This window comes from Cupriavidus nantongensis, from assembly GCF_041726985.1.
In the GTDB taxonomy this organism is placed as follows: Bacteria; Pseudomonadota; Gammaproteobacteria; order Burkholderiales; family Burkholderiaceae; genus Cupriavidus; species Cupriavidus nantongensis_A.
The window spans coordinates 615,595-632,203 of sequence record NZ_CP168302.1 but is presented as its reverse complement, the minus strand read 5'-3'; the positions used below and the strand labels follow the sequence as shown (position 1 = coordinate 632,203).

The 16,609-nt window shown below is 66.9% G+C and carries 19 protein-coding genes; 9 read left to right on the top strand and 10 right to left on the bottom strand.

Going from position 1 to position 16,609, the window contains the following annotated elements; translation table 11 throughout:
• The first annotated feature begins 179 nt into the window (after positions 1-179).
• The gene (locus ACEI37_RS02615) at positions 180-485 is read left to right on the top strand and encodes a DUF1272 domain-containing protein (RefSeq protein ID WP_373377191.1); all 306 of its coding nucleotides are present in this window, start codon (positions 180-182) and stop codon (positions 483-485) included.
• Here ACEI37_RS02615 and ACEI37_RS02610 read toward each other — a convergent pair.
• Positions 482-916, bottom strand: a complete 435-nt coding sequence (locus ACEI37_RS02610) for a phasin family protein (protein ID WP_373377190.1) — start codon at positions 914-916, stop codon at positions 482-484. The two genes, ACEI37_RS02615 and ACEI37_RS02610, sit on opposite strands and share 4 nt — an antisense overlap.
• 281 nt (positions 917-1,197) lie before the next feature.
• Here ACEI37_RS02610 and ACEI37_RS02605 point away from each other — a divergent pair, with 281 nt between their 5' ends.
• The gene (locus ACEI37_RS02605) at positions 1,198-2,739 is read left to right on the top strand and encodes a methyl-accepting chemotaxis protein (RefSeq protein WP_373377189.1); all 1,542 of its coding nucleotides are present in this window, start codon (positions 1,198-1,200) and stop codon (positions 2,737-2,739) included.
• A 345-nt stretch (positions 2,740-3,084) separates the two neighbouring features.
• Positions 3,085-5,322 (top strand): NADP-dependent isocitrate dehydrogenase, encoded by a 2,238-nt coding sequence (locus tag ACEI37_RS02600; protein ID WP_373377188.1) that lies wholly within the window; start codon positions 3,085-3,087, stop codon positions 5,320-5,322.
• An 84-nt stretch (positions 5,323-5,406) separates the two neighbouring features.
• Here the strand turns inward: ACEI37_RS02600 and ACEI37_RS02595 are convergent, their stop codons facing one another.
• A complete protein-coding gene (locus tag ACEI37_RS02595) occupies positions 5,407-5,634 on the bottom strand; it encodes a hypothetical protein (protein ID WP_012356439.1) in 228 nt (75 codons plus the stop codon).
• 281 nt (positions 5,635-5,915) lie between these two features.
• On the opposite strand from ACEI37_RS02595, the gene ACEI37_RS02590 reads away from it, so the two are divergent.
• From ACEI37_RS02590 to ACEI37_RS02575, 4 genes are all read left to right on the top strand, one after another.
• On the top strand, positions 5,916-6,119 hold the full coding sequence (locus tag ACEI37_RS02590; RefSeq protein WP_012356438.1) for a cold-shock protein: 204 nt from the start codon (positions 5,916-5,918) through the stop codon (positions 6,117-6,119).
• A gap of 178 nt (positions 6,120-6,297) precedes the next feature.
• On the top strand, positions 6,298-6,597 hold the full coding sequence (locus tag ACEI37_RS02585) for a hypothetical protein (protein WP_373377187.1): 300 nt from the start codon (positions 6,298-6,300) through the stop codon (positions 6,595-6,597).
• A gap of 66 nt (positions 6,598-6,663) precedes the next feature.
• Positions 6,664-6,990, top strand: coding sequence for a hypothetical protein (locus ACEI37_RS02580; RefSeq protein ID WP_373377186.1), 327 nt, complete (start codon positions 6,664-6,666; stop codon positions 6,988-6,990).
• Positions 6,991-7,094: 104 nt separating this feature from the next.
• Positions 7,095-7,469: a hypothetical protein gene (locus ACEI37_RS02575; RefSeq protein ID WP_373377185.1), complete on the top strand. Its 375-nt coding sequence runs from the start codon at positions 7,095-7,097 to the stop codon at positions 7,467-7,469.
• A gap of 53 nt (positions 7,470-7,522) precedes the next feature.
• On the opposite strand, the gene ACEI37_RS02570 is transcribed toward ACEI37_RS02575, so the two are convergent.
• The 4 genes from ACEI37_RS02570 to ACEI37_RS02555 form a co-directional block, all read right to left on the bottom strand.
• Positions 7,523-7,777: a hypothetical protein gene (locus ACEI37_RS02570; RefSeq protein WP_018008446.1), complete on the bottom strand. Its 255-nt coding sequence runs from the start codon at positions 7,775-7,777 to the stop codon at positions 7,523-7,525.
• Between the two features lie 83 nt (positions 7,778-7,860).
• Positions 7,861-8,082: a translation initiation factor IF-1 gene (infA, locus tag ACEI37_RS02565; RefSeq protein WP_008646230.1), complete on the bottom strand. Its 222-nt coding sequence runs from the start codon at positions 8,080-8,082 to the stop codon at positions 7,861-7,863.
• Between the two features lie 107 nt (positions 8,083-8,189).
• Positions 8,190-8,423, bottom strand: a complete 234-nt coding sequence (locus ACEI37_RS02560) for an isochorismatase (RefSeq protein ID WP_373377184.1) — start codon at positions 8,421-8,423, stop codon at positions 8,190-8,192.
• Between the two features lie 451 nt (positions 8,424-8,874).
• Positions 8,875-9,783, bottom strand: a complete 909-nt coding sequence (locus ACEI37_RS02555) for a LysR family transcriptional regulator (RefSeq protein ID WP_373377183.1) — start codon at positions 9,781-9,783, stop codon at positions 8,875-8,877.
• Between the two features lie 148 nt (positions 9,784-9,931).
• Between ACEI37_RS02555 and ACEI37_RS02550 the strand changes: the two genes are divergently transcribed.
• Together ACEI37_RS02550 and ycaC are read left to right on the top strand one after the other, a co-directional pair.
• Entirely contained in the window at positions 9,932-10,609 is a 678-nt protein-coding gene (locus ACEI37_RS02550) for an isochorismatase family protein (RefSeq protein ID WP_111517116.1), read from the top strand.
• Positions 10,610-10,695: 86 nt separating this feature from the next.
• On the top strand, positions 10,696-11,322 hold the full coding sequence (gene ycaC, locus ACEI37_RS02545; protein ID WP_373377182.1) for an isochorismate family cysteine hydrolase YcaC: 627 nt from the start codon (positions 10,696-10,698) through the stop codon (positions 11,320-11,322).
• 105 nt (positions 11,323-11,427) lie between these two features.
• Here ycaC and ACEI37_RS02540 read toward each other — a convergent pair whose 3' ends face one another.
• The 4 genes from ACEI37_RS02540 to ACEI37_RS02525 form a co-directional block, all read right to left on the bottom strand.
• Entirely contained in the window at positions 11,428-12,783 is a 1,356-nt protein-coding gene (locus ACEI37_RS02540; RefSeq protein ID WP_373377181.1) for an MFS transporter, read from the bottom strand.
• Between the two features lie 47 nt (positions 12,784-12,830).
• Entirely contained in the window at positions 12,831-14,435 is a 1,605-nt protein-coding gene (locus ACEI37_RS02535; protein ID WP_373377180.1) for a benzoate-CoA ligase family protein, read from the bottom strand.
• Positions 14,436-14,531: 96 nt separating this feature from the next.
• Positions 14,532-16,079: a 3,4-dehydroadipyl-CoA semialdehyde dehydrogenase gene (locus ACEI37_RS02530; protein ID WP_373377179.1), complete on the bottom strand. Its 1,548-nt coding sequence runs from the start codon at positions 16,077-16,079 to the stop codon at positions 14,532-14,534.
• A gap of 8 nt (positions 16,080-16,087) precedes the next feature.
• Complete coding sequence (locus ACEI37_RS02525) at positions 16,088-16,552, bottom strand: DUF4863 family protein (RefSeq protein ID WP_373377178.1); 465 nt, start codon at positions 16,550-16,552, stop codon at positions 16,088-16,090.
• Positions 16,553-16,609: the final 57 nt, after the last annotated feature.

Below are 16,609 nucleotides of genomic sequence, written 5' to 3'. Positions count from 1 at the left end.
GAGAAGGAAGAATCTTCCGGGCGGCCATGCCAGCATCGGCCAGCGCGCCCAGCGGTCGAAGGCGTGGCGGGGGATCGGCGCGCAGCAGCAGGCAGGGCAGGTCAGCTGACCCGCGCGTGCGGAATCCGGCTACGATACCGGGATTCCAAAACCGTTCACAAAATCAGGAAGCGAGCGCCATGCTGGAACTCAGACCAGGCTGCGAACACTGCAACAAGCCCCTGCCGCCGGATTCCACCGAAGCGCGCATCTGCTCGTTCGAATGCACCTTTTGCGCGGGCTGCGTCGAGCTGCTCGGCAATGTCTGCCCGAACTGCGGCGGCGGGTTTGCGCCTCGGCCGGTGAGGCCGGCGCAGGACTGGAAGAACGGCAACTACCTGGGCAACAACCCGGCCAGTGCCAAAATCAAGCACCGGCCGGTGGACCTGGCCGCGCATGCCCGCCTGGTCGAGGCGGTGGGCCAGGTCGTCCCCGAGCGGCGCTAGCCGCGGGATTTCGTTTTCGGCTGGAGCATTTCGCCAGCCTCCTGCACGTTCTGTTCGGCGCGCTTGCTGATCACGGCAAGCGCCTCGGCTTGCGCCTTCTGCGCGGTCTCGGCCAGCGCGCGCATGTTCTCCAGCGCCTGGTGCAGCTGCTGTTGCACGAACTCGCTGTGCCGGGCCATGGCCTCGGCCGGATTGCCCGCCGTGCCGTACTGCTGCGCGGCCGCCTGCAATTGCTGCATGGTCTGGGCGAAGATTTCCTGCTGCTTCCTCACGATGGCCTGCATGCCTTCATAGGCCAGCCGGTTGGCCTCGGTCAGGGCCTCGATGTCCTTGCGGCGCGCTTCGATCACCGCGCTCATGTCCACGCCCGGCAGGCGGAACTGTTCCATCATCCTGGTGAAATCGGCAAAGGGATTGGGAGGCGTGGCCATGCTGGGTCTCCTGGTGGAAGGACTGGCAGGTCGGCCGGCGGCGGGGATGGCGTGCCCTTTGGCCGGGATCCTGTCCACTATAGCCGGTATCCGCACACTACTGGCCGTCAATCGAGGAAGACCCTAAAGTTACCGTCGCCGCTGCCGTTGGCATCCATAGCCCGCCTGTGCGTATGGCCCGACCCGGCCCGCCCGCGGACGATGAGAGCGAAGAGCGTTGCGCCGAGCCGTTTCAGGTGCGGCAGCACTTCGCCATGACCAATGCTAATCAGGTAGAAGAAATGAAGAATCTAGGTATCGGGGTTCGCCTCGGCATCGGTTTTGGGGTGGTATTGCTGCTTGCGGCGCTGATGACGGGCTTGGGCATGCTGCGCCTGCAGCAGGTGGCCGAGCGCACCCACGCGATGATGCAGCAGCCGCTGACCAAAGAGCGGCTGGTCAGCGACTGGTACCGCCTCATGCATACCAGCGTGCGCCGCACCACGGCGGTGGCGCGCAGCGCCGACCCGTCGCTGGGCCAGTTCTTTGCCGCCGAGACCAAGGCATCGATCGAAGGCATTGCGCAGCTGCGCGACAAGCTGCAGCCGATGCTCGGCTCCGAGCAGGAAAAGGCCGCGTTCCAGAAGATCCTGAGCGTGCGCGACCCCTACAACAACGGCCGCGACAAGATCACCAGGCTCAAGCAGGAAGGGCTGACCGAGGAAGCCAACCAGGTGCTGGAGCAGGAGTTCGTGCCCGCCGGCGACGCCTACCTGGCCGAGATCCAGAAGCTGCTCGACATCCAGCGCGCCAGCATCGACGCCACCGCGCGCGAGATCAACGCCATCTACGTCAACGCACGCAACAGCCTGATCGGGCTGGGCGTGGTGGTGCTGGGGATCGGCATTGCGTTCGCGTTCTGGCTGACACGCGGCATCACGGGTCCGCTGCATCGCGCCGTGGCGGTGGCGCGCACCGTGGCCTCGGGCGACCTGACCAGCCGCATCGACGTCGACAGCCGCGACGAAACCGGCCAGCTGCTGCAGGCACTGGCTGACATGAATGCCAACATCCTGCGCATCGTGCGCCAGGTGCGCGCCGGCACCGAGTCGATCGTGTCGGGCACCAGCCAGATCGCGGCCGGCAACACCGACCTGTCGCAGCGCACCGAGGAACAGGCCTCGTCGCTGCAGCAGACCGCGGCCAGCATGGAAGAGCTGACCAGCATCGTGCGCCAGAACGCCGACAACGCGCGCCAGGCCAGCACGCTCGCGGTCAACGCCTCGGATATCGCCGCCAAGGGCGGTGAAGTCGCGGGCAAGGTGGCCGAGACCATGGAAGAGATCAACGGCGCGTCGAAGAAGGTGGTCGACATCATCGCCGTGATCGAGGGCATTGCGTTCCAGACCAATATCCTGGCGCTCAACGCCGCGGTGGAAGCCGCGCGCGCCGGCGAGCAGGGCCGTGGCTTCGCCGTGGTGGCTGGCGAAGTGCGCACGCTGGCGCAGCGCAGCGCGACCGCGGCCAAGGAGATCAAGGCGCTGATCGGCGATTCGGTCGATCGCGTCGAGAAGGGCTCGATGCTGGTGACGCAGTCGGGCCAGACCATGGAAGAGATCGTCGCCGCGGTCAGGCGCGTGACCGACATCATGGGCGAGATCAGCGCCGCGTCGGCCGAGCAGAGCTCGGGCATCGAGCAGGTGAACCAGGCGGTGACGCAGATGGACACGGTGACGCAGCAGAACGCGGCACTGGTGGAAGAGGCCGCGGCGGCGGCGGGTTCGCTGGAGGAACAGGCGCAGCGGCTGAAGGAGGCGGTGGCGACGTTCAGGCTGGCGGCCTGACGGGCCAGCTGCCGTTTTTTCCCTCTCCCCCGAGGGAGAGGGCAACGCGCCCTCAGTGCGGATGTGATCCGTCGGTTGCACTTGCCGGCCAGTCTGCGGGCGCTTGCCTGTCCCCAAATATCAGAGCCGCCGCGTAACGGCACCGTTCAGGTGCAACGAACGCCATCCGGCGCCGCAAGCCGGGTGCCTAGCCAAATTTCTGCCCGATTGCCGCCCCGGATGCGGTGGTTTTCAGATTCCTGAAAGCAAACTGAGGCAAAATTCTACTTTTCGCCTAGTTTGTTGCCCTGACCGTGACCCGGCAGGCAGAAGTCCCACCCACCGATAGAGGATCTGAGAGAAGCAATGAGTACCCAGCAACCCACCATCATCTACACGCTGACCGACGAAGCCCCGCTGCTGGCGACCAGTGCGTTCCTCCCGATCATCCAGACCTTCACCAAGCCGGCCGGCATCAACGTGACCACCAGCGATATCTCGGTCGCCGGCCGTATCCTGGGCGAGTTCCCCGAATTCCTGACCGAAGCGCAGCGCGTGCCGGACAACCTGGCAGAGCTGGGCAAGCTGACGCAGCTGCCGGACACCAACATCATCAAGCTGCCGAACATCTCGGCCTCGGTGCACCAGCTGGTCAGCGCCATCCGCGAGCTGCAGGGCAAGGGCTACAAGGTGCCCGACTATCCGGAAGACCCCAAGACCGACGAAGAAAAGGCGATCCAGAAGCGCTATTCCAAGTGCCTGGGCTCGGCCGTGAATCCGGTCCTGCGCGAAGGCAACTCCGACCGCCGGGCCCCAGCCGCGGTCAAGAACTACGCGCGCAAGCACCCGCACAGCATGGGCGAGTGGAGCATGGCCTCGCGCACGCACGTGGCGCACATGAAGCACGGTGACTTCTACCACGGCGAAAAGTCGATGACGCTGGACCGCGCGCGCGACGTCAAGATGGAGCTGATCACCAAGAGCGGCAAGACCATCGTGCTCAAGCCCAAGGTGTCGCTGCAGGACGGCGAGATCATCGACAGCATGTTCATGAGCAAGAAGGCCCTGTGCGCCTTCTATGAAGAGCAGTTCGAAGACGCGCGCAAGACCGGCGTGATGCTGTCGCTGCACGTCAAGGCGACCATGATGAAGGTGTCGCACCCCATCGTGTTCGGCCACGCGGTCAAGATCTTCTACAAGGAAGCCTTCGCCAAGCACGGCGCGCTGTTCGACGAACTGGGCGTCAACGTCAACAACGGCCTGGTCAACCTGTACGAGAAGATCGAGTCGCTGCCCAGCTCCAAGCGCGAAGAGATCATCCGCGACCTGCACGCCTGCCACGAGCATCGCCCGGAACTGGCGATGGTGGACTCGGCCAAGGGCATCTCGAACCTGCACGCACCCAACGACGTGATCGTCGATGCCTCGATGCCGGCCATGATCCGCATCGGCGGCAAGATGTGGGGCGCCGACGGCCGTCCGAAGGACACCAAGGCGGTGATCCCGGAAAGCACCTTCGCCCGGATCTACCAGGAGATCATCAACTTCTGCAAGACCAACGGCAACTTCGACCCGACCACCATGGGTACCGTGCCCAACGTCGGCTTGATGGCGCAGAAGGCCGAGGAATACGGCTCGCACGACAAGACCTTCGAGATCGCCGAAGACGGCGTCGCCAACATCGTCGACCTGGCCACCGGTGAAGTGCTGCTGACCCAGAACGTCGAGCAGGGCGACATCTGGCGCATGTGCCAGGTCAAGGACGCGCCGATCCGCGACTGGGTCAAGCTGGCCGTCACGCGCGCGCGCAACTCGGGCATGCCGGCGGTGTTCTGGCTGGACCCGTACCGCCCGCACGAAGCCGAGCTGATCAAGAAGGTGGAAACGTACCTGAAGGACCACGACACCAGCGGCCTCGACATCCAGATCATGTCGCAGGTGCGCGCCATGCGCTACACGCTGGAGCGCGTGATCCGCGGCCTGGACACGATCTCGGTGACCGGCAACATCCTGCGCGACTACCTGACCGACCTGTTCCCGATCATGGAGCTGGGCACCAGCGCCAAGATGCTGTCGATCGTGCCGCTGATGGCCGGCGGCGGCATGTATGAAACCGGCGCAGGCGGCTCGGCGCCGAAGCACGTCAAGCAGCTGGTGGAAGAAAACCACCTGCGCTGGGATTCGCTGGGCGAGTTCCTGGCGCTGGCGGTGTCGCTGGAAGACGTCGGCATCAAGACCGGCAATGCCCGGGCCAAGATCCTGGCGAAGACGCTGGATGCCGCCACCGGCAAGCTGCTCGACAACAACAAGAGCCCGTCGCCCAAGACCGGCGAGCTGGACAACCGCGGCAGCCAGTTCTACCTGGCGATGTACTGGGCCCAGGAACTGGCCGCGCAGTCGGACGACGCGGAACTGGCTGCCAAGTTCGCGCCGCTGGCCAGGACGCTGACCGACAACGAGCAGAAGATCGTCGGCGAACTCGCCGCGGTGCAGGGCCAGCCGGTCGACATCGGCGGCTACTACCAGCCGGACGCGGCCAAGCTCAGCGCCGCGATGCGCCCGAGCCAGACGCTGAACGCCGCGCTGGCTTCGGTGGCAGCCTGAGCGCAGTCGGCCCGCGTTGCGGACCGCGCGTGAGCAAAACCCCGGACCCTGGTCCGGGGTTTTTTGTTTGCGCCGCGGCTTCGTCTATTGCTGCGGCGTTTGCGCGGGCAGGTCCCAGCCTTGTTCCGGGCCGCTCTTCTGGTCGCGGTAGGTCCACAGGGCGCCGCAATCCTGGCACACAAAGCTGCTGATGGTGATGGCCGCCGAGCGCGGCGGCTTGATGCGTCGGGTGTCGGTGATGCGCAGCGCGGCATGCCCGGGGGCGCCGCGCACATGGCGTTCAATGGCCTGGCAGGCAGTGCAGAGTGTCATCCGTAGCGTTCCGTTCGATGGGCCACTGTAGCATGCATGCCGCGTGCAGGAGGGGAAGACCCTCACCCCGCACTTTCGGCGCGATTTGACAGCGATCCGGCGAAGTTCGTTGACACGGCAGGGGGCGACCTGTATAAGGGTCGGTGCAGGATCTTTCAAGCAGCAATCTAGAAGTCCAGGTGCTTGCCCACACGGCGCCACTTTTTCTCCTTGTTCTTCCTTGATCGTCATGCCTTGCCAGCGCTATTTGCCGGTGAGAAAAACTTATTGAGGAATCCAACATGGAAACCGGTACCGTCAAGTGGTTCAACGATTCGAAGGGTTTTGGCTTCATTACGCCTGATGCAGGCGGCAACGACCTGTTCGCGCACTTCTCCGAAATCCAGGGCAGCGGCTTCAAGTCGCTGGCAGAAGGCCAGAAGGTGCGTTACGTCGCCGGCGTCGGCCAGAAGGGCCCGGCCGCGACCAAGATCGAGCCGATCTGAGCGCGTCGAACCGAGTTGAGCTGAGCGCCCCGGCGCCAGTTTGATAAGAAAAGCTCCGCTGCGGCGGAGCTTTTTTATTTTGCCGGCATGATGCCGGGTTGATGGCGAAATAAAGCCACTGCGCGGCGGGTAACAGGCGTAGAGTGGGGGCAACACCACGATTGCGCCGGAGGCTTCCATGGATATCTATCCCGCTGCGACATACAAGGGGTATGACCTATATCCCCTGGTGTACAAGCACACCATCACGCGCGTGTGGCCAGAGCCGCGGCCCGACCGCTCGTTCGATGCGGCGGTGGTGATCTGCCTCGAGGGCGAGTCACCCGAAGGCGCGCAGGCGCGCACGTTTCGCCTGGATGCCACGCCGTGGGACAACGTCGGCGGCGCCCGCCGTGGTGCGCTGCGCTATGCCAAAGCCATCATCAACGGCGCGGTGCCCGGCGTGTCGGTAACCTCGTCCGGATTGCCGGCGTCCTGAGCGAAAGCCGGCACCGGTTCGCATTTCCCTTCCCATCAACGCGGCGCGATGCCGCATGGAGCCGTCGTGAGCGACAGCACTCCCAGCCGCAGTCCCGGCAACAATGTTCCCGGCACCACGCCCTTTGCCAGCTACAAGGGTTTTGACCTGTACCCGCTGGTCTACCGCAACCGGCCCGAGCAGGCCTGGCCACGCACCCGGCCCGACAACAGTTTCCAGGCTTCGATCGTGATCTGCCGCGAAGGCTACCGCCCGGGCGAGGACCATGCACGCGTGTTCCCGCTGGGGCAGTCGCGCTGGGAGAACATCGGCTCGGCGCGCCGCGGCGCGCTGCGGTTCGGCGAAGACATCATCAACGGGCTGGTTGCCGGCGAATCCGTGGCGTCGCTGTAGGGCGCTGCTGAAGGGCGCCGGTGTATGCAGCGTGCCGGTCGATCCGGCCCGTTGCGCAACCGGAGGCGCGCGGCGTCATCCGTCAGACTGCAAGGAGTCCGTTCATGGACATGCGTACGGGATCATCCGGTTTTCTATGCACGTTGCCCGGCGAGGGCAAAGGCATCACCTATCACGTGGCCATCTGCTTTATCGATGCCGAGCGTCCCACCGGCGTGCTGTTCACCAGCTTCGTCGGCGTGGGGCGGCGTTCGTTCGGCGTGCTGACCGACCCGGCCGCATTGCGCGGCCAGCTTGCCACCAGCGGCGAGGCGCTGTGCCGGCTGGCCATCGGCCAGGTGGTGCGCGACCAGCTGCACGACAAGGCGCGTGAGGGCGATTATGTGCTGGACCTGGCCGCCGTCCCATGGGACGGCGAGTTGCGCACAGTCGGCGCCGGGCTCAGGACGGCCCGGCCGCATGTGCGCGTGCTTGGCTGACGTGCCAGTGCGCCAGCGGAAACGGTAGCGGCTGCGCGGAGCGCCGGCTGGCGTCAGATCCGGAACACGGGGTCGCCGTGGCGCTCCAGCAGCGCTTCGATCAGCGCCATGTCCGTGATCTCCGGGGTACGGTCTTCCACCGCGCGCGACGGACCGCAATAGGTGGCCGTCACGTGGCGCCTGACGGTCAGCACGCCCGCCGCGGGCGGTGCGATTTCCACCGCCTGCCATGGCGCATGGCGGTAGCTGCCCGGCTGCCAGCCTTCCGGCGTCAGGTGCAGGGCTTCCCATTCTTCGATGACGGACATGATCGGTTCTCCTTGATTGAGGGATGGAGCGTTGCGGGATGGCACGCGCCGGCGCGGCGCATGCCATGGCGAAGTGGTGCCGGCTAGGACTTGTGCCGGTAGTTGATGCGGCCCTTGGTCAGGTCATAGGGCGACATCTCCAGCGTGACGCGGTCGCCTGCCAGTACGCGGATGCGGTTCTTCTTCAGCCGCCCGGACGAATACGCCCAGACTTCGAAGCCGTTTTCCAGGATCACGCGAAAGCGGTTGTCGGGCAGCACTTCCGACACCTTGCCGCCAAATTCGACCAGTTCTTCTTTTGCCAAGGGAGCTCCTTGCTGTAGCCGCGCGGCTAGTGCGCGTGCCGTGGTGGCGGCCAGCCGGTTAGTGGCGGGCCGATGGGATGGGATTACGAGGCGGCTTGCGACGCGGCCTACTGCTGGTGCAGGCGGGCTGCGGCATGTTCGCCCGCGCGGCGGGCTGCCTGCCTGGCGCGGGCTTCGGAGCGATGGGTGTCATGGCGCATGGCCACGTTGGCCACGATGCGTTCGGCGCCATTGCGGTATTCCGCAATCATGTAGGTCGCGAACCAGAGGCCCGGTTCCTGCTCGATCGGATAGACGGAAACGGTATAAGGGCTGTGCTGGATGGAGTTGACTCGATTCAATGTGTTACCTGTTCATGGGCGCGGCCGTGGGCAGCGCGGGCATCGGCATGCCGATGCGGCGCGTGCGCGGTGGCGGCCGTCAGCCGTTGCGATGTGCCAGCATCGGCCTCGCGCGGCAGCACGGGCGTTGCATCTGGCGTGAAGTGGACCATGCCTGCGCAAGCCGAGGCGCCGGCGTACCGGGGCCGGGTACGGGCGATCGTCGCGGAGCGGACCAGCCGCTGGTCGGAAAAGGGTGATGGGCCGTCGGCCCAAGACGCAGCCGGTGTTGGCCCGGCTTTGCGCTGATATGCCGCTACTGAGGTGCTTACAGCAGAGAGATCTGCGGCAGATGCACAGAGGGCGGGCGTTGCCGGTCCGGTCTGCACATGGGAACGCCGATGATACCACTTTCAGGCCAAGGCTGCCCGCGTGACGGCCACTGCCCGTGGCGCGGGGCGCGCCGCCGCTCTCAGGATTCGTTGATCTGCGCGAAGCGCTGCGACAGGAAATCGATCAGCTCGCGCACCGACGGCAGCAGCCCGCGCCGCGACGGAAACACGGCGTGGATCACGCCGCCCTTGACCGTCCATTCCGGCAGCACCTTGACCAGGCGGCCATCGCGCAGCTCGTCGGTCATCATCATCACCGGCAGCTGCACGACGCCCGCGCCGGCCACTGCCGCGGTGCGCAGCATGATCATGTCGTCGGTGACCAGCCTGGGTTTGTGGTGCAGGTCGGCGCTGGCGCCGTCGGGCCCGTATAGCGACCAGGTGTGCGATGGGCGCGGCGGGCCCAGGTCCAGCGTGGGCAGGGCATTCAGGTCCGCCGGCGCCAGCAGCGGTCCGTGCCTGGCCAGCAGCGCCGGGCTGGCGACAAAGCACCAGGCGCGCTGGGCCAGCACGCGCATCACCAGGTCGCTGTCTTCCAGCGGCGGCACGCGCACGCGTACGGCCAGGTCGATGCCCTCGGCCACCACGTCGACGCGCCGGTTGGTGGCCTCCAGGTGCACGATGACCTTGGGATTGGCCGCCATGAAGTCGGCCACCATCACGCCCACGTGCGCATGCAGCAGGGCCACCGGGCAGGTCATGCGCACCAGCCCGCTGGGTTCGGCGCGGCTTTGCTCGATCGCGCTCTCGGCGGCCTCGGCCTCGACCAGCATGGCCTTGCAGTGGGCGTAATAGGTCTGTCCCAGTTCGGTTACGGAGAAGCGCCGCGTCGAGCGCTGGATCAGGCGCACCCCCAGGCGCTCTTCCAGCAGCGCCACGCGCCGGCTGAGCTTGGACTTGGGGATGCCCAGCACGCGGCCGGCCGGGGCAAAGCCCTGGTGGTCGACCACCTGCGCGAAGTAGTACAGGTCATTGAGGTCCGGATGCAAAGGCCGCTCCTGTCGTCCTGCCAGTAGGACGCTGAGGGCAGATTTTCCGGTCTACCGGGCACATTTGCCAAGTCCTATGCTTGCGCAACACGGTCGGTTCCGGATGGTCCGGTCCGCCGGTTTTGCCAACCGCATAGGAGAATGCCAAATGACCACACCCGCCAATTTCAACGGCAAGCGTCCGGCCATCGATCCCGCCGACACGGCAATGCTGCTGATCGACCACCAGAGTGGCCTGTTCCAGACCGTGGGCGACATGCCGATGCCCGAACTGCGCCTGCGCGCCGCCGCGCTGGCCAGGATGGCGACGCTGTCCAAGCTGCCGGTGATCACCACCGCTTCGGTGCCGCAGGGCCCCAACGGCCCGCTGATCCCCGAGATCCATGAAAACGCACCGCATGCCAAATACGTCGCGCGCAAGGGCGAGATCAACGCCTGGGACAACCCCGACTTCGTCGCCGCCGTGCGTGAAACCGGCAAGAAGACCCTGATCATCGCCGGTACCATCACCAGCGTGTGCATGGCGTTCCCCTCGATCAGCGCTGTCGCTGATGGCTACAAGGTCTTTGCGGTGGTCGACGCTTCCGGCACCTATTCCAAGATGGCACAGGAAATCACGCTGGCGCGCATCGTCCAGGCCGGCGTGGTGCCGATGGACACCGCCGCGGTGGCGTCGGAGCTGCAGCAGAGCTGGAACCGCCCGGACGCGCAGCAATGGGCCGAGGTCTATACCAAGATCTTCCCGGCCTACCAGCTGCTGATCGAAAGCTACATGAAGGCGCAGGAAGTCCAGAAGAACAACGAGGTACTGGACTCCCAGCGTTAACGTCCTAACCTGTAGGCACTGCCTCTCAACGCGGGCGCTGCAAGGGATCCCTTGCAGCGCCCGCAATTTCTCCACAGGAGCGTGCCATGAGTAAGCCCTACAAGCGCCTGGACAAGACCCAGGCCGCCGTGCTGATGGTCGACCACCAGGCCGGCCTGCTGTCGCTGGTGCGGGACATCGAGCCGGACAGGTTCAAGAACAACGTGCTGGCGCTGGCCGACCTGGCCAGGTACTTCAAGCTGCCGACGGTATTGACCACCAGTTTCGAGGATGGTCCCAACGGACCGCTGGTGCCCGAGCTGAAGGCCATGTTCCCGGATGCGCCGTTCATTCCGCGCCCGGGCCAGATCAATGCCTGGGATAACGAGGACTTCGTCGCGGCCGTGCGCGCTACCGGCAAGAAGCAGTTGCTGATCGCCGGCGTGGTTACCGAGGTATGCGTGGCCTTCCCGGCGCTGTCGGCGATCGAAGAAGGCTTTGAAGTGTTCGTCGTGACGGACGCCTCGGGCACCTTCAACGAAATCACGCGCGATTCGGCGTGGCGGCGGATGTCAGAGGCCGGCGCGCAGCTGATGACGTGGTTCGGCGTGGCTTGCGAGCTGCACCGCGACTGGCGCAACGACATCGAAGGCCTCGGCACGCTGTTCTCGAACCATATTCCGGACTACCGCAACCTGATCACTGCTTATACGACGGTGAAGGGCGTCCAGTAGAGCCAAAAACCTTTGGCAAGCTGCTGGTTTGCTCCCTTCTCCCGCAAGCGGGAGAGGGAGCAAACAATGGGCATGCGGGAGGACTCAAGTCACAAGCAATATCCCTCAGGCCTCCCGCACAGCCGTCCGCACCGGCGCAGCGACCTCCGCCTGTGCCGAGGCCGACCTGCGGTGGTTGATCATCGACACCGCACCGACCGCGATCACCGCCGGGATCGCCATGGCCATGAAGTTCTGCTGCAGCGGCAGCGACATCCCCACCAGCACGCCAATCACGATCGGCGCCAGGATGGCACCGCTGCGGCCCACGCCCGAGGCCCAGCCAATGCCGGTGCCGCGCACCGCCATCGGGTAGAACTGGCCCGCGTAGGCGTAGGTGACGATCTGCGTGCCGATGGTGGATGCACCCGCCAGGCCCACCACCACGAACAGCGCGGCGCTGGGCATCGGATAGCCGAGCAGCGTGATCGACACCGCCGCCAGCGCATACATGCCGATCAGCACGTGCTTGATCGGCAGCCGGTCGGCCAGCCAGCCGCCACCGATGGCGCCGAGCATCGCGCCGAAGTTCAGCACCAGCACGAAGGTCAGCGCCGAGCCCAGGCTGTAGCCAGCGCCCGCCATCAGCTTGGCCAGCCATGAGCTGAGCGCGTAGACCATGAACAGGCACATGAAGAACGCGACCCAGAACATCACCGTGCTGATGCCGCGGCCGTCCTGGAACAGGCGGCGGATCGGCGTGCTGCCGGCCTTGTCGTCCGCAGCCAGCGTAAAGACGTCGCCGGCTTGCGAGCGATGCGAGGGCACCAGGCGCGATACCACGGATTGCAGCGCGGCGGTCTGGCCGGTGCGGATCAGGTAGGGCATCGACTCCGGCAGCGCGCGCAGCACCAGCGGGATCAGCACCACCGGCAGGCCGGCCGCCAGGAATACCGACTGCCAGCCGTAGCTTTCGATCAGCCCCTTGCCCAGCAGCGCGGCCAGCATGCCGCCAACCGAATAGCCGCTGAACATCAGCGTGACCAGCGTGCCGCGCAGCTTGCGCGGCGAGTACTCGGTCATCTGCGCCACCACGTTAGGCATGACCCCGCCGATGCCCAGCCCCGCGAGGAAGCGCGTCACGCTGAAGCTGACCGGATCGCTGGTCAGGCCGGCCGCCGCGGTGAACACGCTGAACAGCGCGATGCAGATGGCGATGGCGCGCCGGCGGCCGATGCGGTCGGCCACGGTGCCCAGAAAGATCGCGCCGAACATCATGCCGAACAGCGCCGAGCTGACCATGAAGCCAGCGCTGGTGGCGCTCACGCCCATCTCCTTCATGATCGACGGCAGCGCGATGCCGGCAACGGCCAGGTCATAGCCGTCGAAGATGATGATCAGCGCGCACCAGAACAGGATCAGCGCATGGAAGCGGTTGAAGCGGGCCGTGTCGGCCAGCTGGTGGACATCGATCTGACGCATGCTTTGTCTCCAGATGGTTGGGGTGGCGGCAGGGGCGGCGTTGCCGCTCACGCCACCGCGGCGGCACGCTCTGCGGCGGCCTGCAGTTCTCGTTCGCGCAGCATGAAGCGCTGGATCTTGCCGGTGGCGGTCTTGGGCAGCGCCTCGACGAAGGCGATCGCGCGCGGGTACTTGAAGGCGGCCAGGCGTTCCTTGACGAAGGTCTTCAGTTCGTCCTCGCCCAGCTGCGCGCCGGCCTTCAGCACCACGAAGGCCTTGGTCTTGACCAGCCCGTCGTGGTCCGGCACGCCGATCACGGCGGCTTCGAGCACCGCGGGGTGCTGCACCAGCGTGGCCTCGACCTCGAACGGCGACACATAGATGCCGCTGACCTTGAGCATGTCGTCGCTGCGCCCGGCGTAGCTGTAGCTGCCATCGGCGTTGCGCACGTACTTGTCGCCGCTCTTGGTCCAGCCGCCGCGGAAGGTCTCGCGCGACTTCTCGCGGTTGGCCCAGTACATCATCGCGGCGCTGGGGCCCTGGATATACAGGTCGCCGATCTCGCCGTCGGGCACGGGGCGCCCGTCTTCGTCGCGCAGCTCGATGGCGTAGCCCGGCACCGGCCAGCCGGTGGTGCCGTAGCGCACCTGGCCGGGGCGGTTGGACAGGAAGATATGCAGCATCTCGGTCGAGCCGATGCCGTCGATGATCTCGCAGCCGAAATGCGCGGTGAAGCGCTCGCCGAGGTCCGCCGGCAGCGCTTCGCCGGCCGACGAGCACAGCCGCAGTGCCACCTCGGCGCGGGCCGGCAACGCCGGCGACGCGAGCAGGCCGGCATAGCCGGTCGGCGCGCCGAAGAACACCGTCGGCTGGTGCTGCAGCCAGCGACGGAAGGTGGCATCGGGCGTGGGCCGCTCGGCCATCAGCACCACCGTGGCGCCGACGCTGAGCGGAAAGCTGAGCGCGTTGCCGAGCCCGTAGGCGAAATACAGCTTGGCAGCGGAGAAGCACACATCCTGCTCGGTCAGGCCGAGCACTGGCCCGGCATAGAGCGCGGCGGTCCAGTACGGGTTGCCGTGGCTGTGCACCACGCCCTTGGGCTGGCCGGTCGAGCCCGACGAGTAGAGCCAGAAGCCGGGATCGTCGCAACCGGTGGCGGCGGGCGCCGGCAACGGTGCCTGCGCGGCCAGCGCAGTTTCCAGCGTCGCCATGCCGTCGGGCAATGCTGCCTGCGCACGCGATACCAGCACCTGCCGCACCTCATGCCCGGGCCGCGCCAGCGCGTCCTGCAGCACCGGCAACAGCGCGGCCGACACCAGCACCGCCTGGGCGCGGCTGTGCTGCAGCATGTAGGCGTAGTCGTCGGCGGTCAGCAAGGTGTTGACGGCGACGGGGACGATGCCGGCGTACATCGCGCCGAGAAAGCACACCGGCCAGTCGGTGCAGTCGTGCATCAGCAGCAACACCCGCTCTTCGCGGCGGATGCCGGCGCCGAGCAGCGCCGCAGCCAGGCGCCGCACGCGCTGCTCGAGTTCGCCATAGGTGAGCTGGCCGTCGTCGTCGACATAGGCCACCTTGCCGGGGCGCGCGGCATTGCACTCGAGCAGGTACGCGGCAAAGTTGAAGGGGGTGCCGGGTGGCCGGACCGGTGGCGCTGCGGGCGTGGCGTTCATGGGTTGTCTCCCCTGTTGCTGGTGTACGGTGTGCCGCGCGCCGCCATGCGGATGTGGCGGCGCGGGAAAGCGGTGGCCGGATCGCTCAGGCCAGGGTCAGGCCAGGCTGCCGAGCACCGCGGTGCTGGCCTGGATGGCGCTGCGGCGGTGATAGAAGTGCAGGGCGCGCAGGCCGCCCAGCTCTTCGCCGCCGCCGGCGCGGCCCGGGCCCCCGTGCAGCGATTGCGGCATGACGTTGCCGTGGCCGGTGTGCAGCTGCGCCACGTCGGGCGAAATCACATGCACGCGGCCATGGCTGTCTGCCAGCTCCAGCGCGGCGGCGCCGAGCGCGGCCGCGTCGCTGCCATAGAGCGAGGCCACCAGCGAGCCCTGGCCACGGCGCACCAGGTCGAGGGCATGGGCCGTATCCCGATAGGGCAGCAGCGTGGCGACCGGGCCGAACACTTCGGTGTCGTGCACCGCGGCGGCCGCGTCGGCATCGGTCACGCCCAGCAGCGTCGGGCCGATGCAGCAGGCCAGCGCCGGGTCGGCATCGACCAGCGGCTGGCGCGCGCCGTCATGCAGCACCTGCGCGTGCGTGCGCAACTCGGCCAGCCCCGCCTGCACCGCGTCGAACTGCGCGCGGCTGACCAGTGCGCCCATGCGTACCGAATCGTGGCGCGGATTGCCCACGGTTACCTTGGACAGCCGCGCGCCGATGGCCTCGGCGGCTTCGGCGTACAGCGCCTCGGGCACGAACACGCGCCGGATCGCGGTGCATTTCTGGCCGGACTTGACTGTCATCTCGCGCACGACTTCCTTTGCCAGCAGGTCGAAGGCGGCGCTGCCGGGGCCGTCCTGCGGCAGCAGCACGGCGGCATTGATGCTGTCCGCTTCGATGTTCACGCGCACCGAGCGCCGGGCGATGGCCGGATGCGAGCGGATCACCGCCGCGGTGTCGGCCGAACCGGTGAACGACACCACGTCGAACGGCTGCAGCGCGTCCAGCAGCCCCGCGGCGCTGCCGCACACCACCGACAGCGCGCCGGCCGGCAGCACCCCGGCCTCGACCACGTCGCGCACCATGCGCTGGGTCAGCCAGGCCGTCGCGGTGGCGGGTTTGACGATCACCGGCACGCCCGCCAGCAGCGCCGGCGCGGCCTTCTCCCACAGGCCCCAGGCGGGGAAGTTGAAGGCGTTGATGAACAGCGCCACGCCGCGCGTGGGCACCAGCACATGCTGCGACTGGAACAGCGGGTCCTTGCCCAGCCGCGCCGCTTCGCCGTCTGCAAGGAAATGCCGGTCGCCGAGCGTATCGCCCAGCCTGGCGTATGTGCCCAGCGTGAAGATGGCGCCATCGATGTCGACCGCGGAGTCGTTGCGCACGGTGCCGCTGTTGGCGGTGGCGATGTCGTAATAGGCATCGCGATGGGCCTGCAGCACCTTCACCACCTCGGCCAGCAGCGCGGCGCGTTGCCGGTAGTTCAGCGCGCGCAGCGCGGCGCCGCCCTGCTCGCGGGCGAAGGCGAAGCCGGCGGCCAGGTCCAGGCCGGTGGCGTCTACGCGCACCAGTTCGTTGCCGAGCACCGGGTCGAACAGCGCGGTGCCGGCACCGCTGCCATGCTGCCAGGTGCCGCCCAGGTAATTGGAAAGGAGTTCGGTCATGGTGGCTCTCAGCGCGTGAAGTCGATGCGGCCTTGCGGCAGCAGGTACAGCACCAGCGCGCGGCCGTTGCTGACGGTGGGGCGATGGGCGCTGCCCGGCGGGCACACCAGCCAGCCGGCGGGGCGGCCGTCGAAGCGCGCGTCGCCGTCGAGCGGCATGATCAGGTCGATCTCGCCATCGGGATGGGTGTGGTGCGGCCCGGCGATGTCCCGCATGTCGACCACATCGACCGAAAAGCCATGCAGGTCGTCGGCGGGCTTGAACACGCGGCCGTAGCGGATGCCGCCGCCTTCGCGGTCGCACAGCCAGCCTTCGGCCACGCCGGACTGGCATGACGCCATCAACTGCCGGTAGGTGGGGCTGCCGGCGCCGTGCTCGGCGTTGAGCCAGTCATCGAGCGCCGCGTCGAGCGGGCGGCCGGCCAGTTGCGCGGTGAGCTGCGCGATCTGGCTGCGGAATTCGGTGGGGGTCATAGGGAAGGGGGCTCCGTCTTATGCGCCAGTTACCTTCACTGGCGCCATGCATTATTG

Coding starts and splice junctions, on each gene's coding strand:
- ACEI37_RS02570 (WP_018008446.1), bottom strand. CDS start 7,777: ATGTCCGTCATCGAAGAATGGGAAGCCCTGCACCTGACGCCGGAAGGC.
- ACEI37_RS02525 (WP_373377178.1), bottom strand. CDS start 16,552: ATGACCCCCACCGAATTCCGCAGCCAGATCGCGCAGCTCACCGCGCAA.
- ACEI37_RS02550 (WP_111517116.1), top strand. CDS start 9,932: ATGACCACACCCGCCAATTTCAACGGCAAGCGTCCGGCCATCGATCCC.
- ACEI37_RS02530 (WP_373377179.1), bottom strand. CDS start 16,079: ATGACCGAACTCCTTTCCAATTACCTGGGCGGCACCTGGCAGCATGGC.
- ACEI37_RS02600 (WP_373377188.1), top strand. CDS start 3,085: ATGAGTACCCAGCAACCCACCATCATCTACACGCTGACCGACGAAGCC.
- ACEI37_RS02590 (WP_012356438.1), top strand. CDS start 5,916: ATGGAAACCGGTACCGTCAAGTGGTTCAACGATTCGAAGGGTTTTGGC.
- ACEI37_RS02535 (WP_373377180.1), bottom strand. CDS start 14,435: ATGAACGCCACGCCCGCAGCGCCACCGGTCCGGCCACCCGGCACCCCC.
- ACEI37_RS02615 (WP_373377191.1), top strand. CDS start 180: ATGCTGGAACTCAGACCAGGCTGCGAACACTGCAACAAGCCCCTGCCG.
- ACEI37_RS02585 (WP_373377187.1), top strand. CDS start 6,298: ATGGATATCTATCCCGCTGCGACATACAAGGGGTATGACCTATATCCC.
- ACEI37_RS02605 (WP_373377189.1), top strand. CDS start 1,198: ATGAAGAATCTAGGTATCGGGGTTCGCCTCGGCATCGGTTTTGGGGTG.
- ACEI37_RS02595 (WP_012356439.1), bottom strand. CDS start 5,634: ATGACACTCTGCACTGCCTGCCAGGCCATTGAACGCCATGTGCGCGGC.
- ACEI37_RS02575 (WP_373377185.1), top strand. CDS start 7,095: ATGGACATGCGTACGGGATCATCCGGTTTTCTATGCACGTTGCCCGGC.
- ACEI37_RS02610 (WP_373377190.1), bottom strand. CDS start 916: ATGGCCACGCCTCCCAATCCCTTTGCCGATTTCACCAGGATGATGGAA.
- ycaC (WP_373377182.1), top strand. CDS start 10,696: ATGAGTAAGCCCTACAAGCGCCTGGACAAGACCCAGGCCGCCGTGCTG.
- ACEI37_RS02540 (WP_373377181.1), bottom strand. CDS start 12,783: ATGCGTCAGATCGATGTCCACCAGCTGGCCGACACGGCCCGCTTCAAC.